The organism is Mycobacterium sp. SMC-17 (assembly GCF_045310915.1).
Lineage (GTDB): Bacteria > Actinomycetota > Actinomycetes > Mycobacteriales > Mycobacteriaceae > Mycobacterium.
In genome coordinates, this window is record NZ_JBJIAK010000151.1 from 1 (window position 1) to 1,308 (window position 1,308).

Genomic DNA, 1,308 nt, shown 5'->3' on the forward strand with positions numbered 1-1,308 from the left:
GCGGTGAGGCAGCAGGGGACCTCGAAATCGTCCGTGCTGCTTTGCAAGACGTGCAGGCGCTGATGCGGGAGCGGCTGAGCATCTCGCGCGACCTCTACAAGCACGCAAACCTGTGGTCTGTCGGCCCCAGTCGACTGCACCCAGCTGTCATTGTTGTAGTCGACGAGTGCCAAGCATATTTGGATGCAAAGTCTTTCACCTCTAAAGAGCTGAAAGCGACTGCTGCGGAGATCGATGCAATCATTCGGGACTTGGTTAAGCGCGGCCGGTCCGCCGGAATCATGGTTATTCTCAGCACACAGCGGCCCACTGCTGACAGCATTCCGACCAGCACGCGTGATAACTGCGCTCTACGCGTGTGCTTCTCCGTTCGCACCCGTGAATCGGCGACGGCGGTTTTGGGGGAGTTCTCGGCGGATTCGACACTGAGCCCGATCGGCGCTCCAACCGGCGTCGGTATAAGTTCTGTGAACGGTCTCGATGTTCGTTTCAGAAGTCCACTTGTTTCGGAAGACGCAGTGCGCGAGCATATTTGTGCCTCATCCCATCTCGTCGCGAATCCGATCGACCTGTTCTGCGATGCGATCAAGCAGCTCATTGACCGAGTCGAGATTGATTTGACGAGTCGTCAAAGAGACCCGGAGAGTTTAGACACAAGCCGGCCGCGGCCGGTGCGTGAGCCATCGGAACGTGAGGAGTAGCGATGGCGAGGACCGGCAACACGAGGGTGCGGGGCGGCGCTCCCAGCGGTGGCGAACTTCTCAAGATTGACCAGGTTGCTAACCGCTTGAGGGTGTCCGTCGGCTGCATTAGGGCCTGGCGCATCAAAGGTGAGGGGCCGCCGGCGATCCGCATCGGAACTGCGCTGCGTTGGGACTCAGCGGAAGTCGACGAGTGGCTGGATTCTCGGCGCGAGTCGCGGATGGAGCTGTAGCGCAGAATGATTGAGCCGAGAACCGGCCCGAATGGCACCCGCGTTTACCGGGCTCGTGTCTACTACCGCGGAAGATACGTCGCGTCGCGAACGTTTCCCCGCAAGCGCGACGCCCAAGAATGGGAACGCAAACAGGTCGAGACTCTGAAGACCGGCGCATGGGCCGACCCTAAAGCGGGAGAGCGACCGGTGCGAGAGTGGTGCGAGATTTGGTTGTCGGCTCAACCCGCCAAGGCGCCGGCGACCGAACGGAAGATCCGCGGAACGATCACAAAGCAGATTGCTGGCACGTTCGGCGGGACTTGACCCCGTGTGTTGGACACGCTGAATCCCGCAAGGTTGGCGGGGGAAGCGAGATGATCCACCACGATGGC

The 1,308-nt window shown here is 60.6% G+C and carries 1 protein-coding gene and 1 pseudogene; both read left to right on the top strand.

Annotation, left to right across the window (positions count from 1 at the left end):
• Positions 1–701 (top strand): annotated as a pseudogene (locus tag ACJH7A_RS30500) (hypothetical protein); the annotation flags it as partial.
• A gap of 2 nt (positions 702–703) precedes the next feature.
• Entirely contained in the window at positions 704–934 is a 231-nt protein-coding gene (locus ACJH7A_RS30505) for an AlpA family transcriptional regulator (RefSeq protein ID WP_074297552.1), read from the top strand.
• Positions 935–1,308: the final 374 nt, after the last annotated feature.

Bases quoted from the DNA above. Each gene is read 5' to 3' on its own strand.
- ACJH7A_RS30505 (WP_074297552.1), top strand. From the start codon at position 704: ATGGCGAGGACCGGCAACACGAGGGTGCGGGGCGGCGCTCCCAGCGGT.